We start from the raw sequence: 720 nt of genomic DNA on the forward strand, positions 1-720 counted from the left end.
GCGTTCCCGCTCGGGCCATGTGCTTTTGATGAAGGCCAGAACGGCCCGGATCTCCTCGTCGGTGAGGACATTCCCGAAGCCCGGCATGTCGCTCTGGTAGCCGCCGCCGACGACCGCGGCCGGTCCCGGCGCCGGCATGCGTCCCGAAGGCAGCGGGCTTTCCAATCGCGCTGACCTTCGCCTGGCTAAAACCGTCTTGCCTAGCGCTATCGCCGCGGCCGGGGCGCGGCCATCCGGTTGGCGAGCCAAGGCAATGTCCAGACCAATCCGAGGCCTGCCGCGGCCACGCATCGATAAGAGGACCGACGCCCTTCTCCTTTGCCGCCGCTGGAGAACAGGTATTTGATCAGCGCGGCCGTCCCGAGGACGAGCACGACGACGACAAGCAGCCACACCAGGCCCGTGCCGAACATCATCATGCCGCTCATGCATTCCATCATCGAAGCCTCCTATTCCGTGGCGTAGATGCCGCCGGTCGCGTCAGACTTTCGGATTTCGAGAATCTCGAAGGGCGCTTCCTTCGTGCCACTCATGCCGGGGGAGCCCATCGGCATGCCGGGCAGCGTCATGCCCTTTGATGTCGGGCCGCTCGGTCAAGAGCTTGTTGACCGTGCCGACCGGCACATGGCCGCTCACCACATAGCCGTCGATGAACGAGAGAAGGCAGCCATCGGCTTCCGGCGGAATGCCCTCTTCGCGGCTCATGGCGAAAAGGTCGTG

At 64.7% G+C, this 720-nt stretch carries 1 protein-coding gene and 2 pseudogenes; all 3 read right to left on the reverse strand.

Translation table 11 applies throughout. The features are described 5' to 3' along the window. Positions 1-126, reverse strand: a pseudogene (locus tag EOB49_RS38245) (c-type cytochrome); the annotation flags it as partial. Between the two features lie 80 nt (positions 127-206). After that, the gene (locus EOB49_RS38250; protein ID WP_127312611.1) at positions 207-440 is read right to left on the reverse strand and encodes a hypothetical protein; all 234 of its coding nucleotides are present in this window, start codon (positions 438-440) and stop codon (positions 207-209) included. A gap of 9 nt (positions 441-449) precedes the next feature. Next, positions 450-720: pseudogene (locus EOB49_RS33420) on the reverse strand (DUF411 domain-containing protein); the annotation flags it as partial.

It is taken from the genome of Mesorhizobium sp. M7A.F.Ca.MR.148.00.0.0 (assembly GCF_003997735.1).
Classification (GTDB): Bacteria; Pseudomonadota; Alphaproteobacteria; order Rhizobiales; family Rhizobiaceae; genus Mesorhizobium.

Coding starts and splice junctions, on each gene's coding strand:
- EOB49_RS38250 (WP_127312611.1), bottom strand. CDS start 440: ATGATGGAATGCATGAGCGGCATGATGATGTTCGGCACGGGCCTGGTG.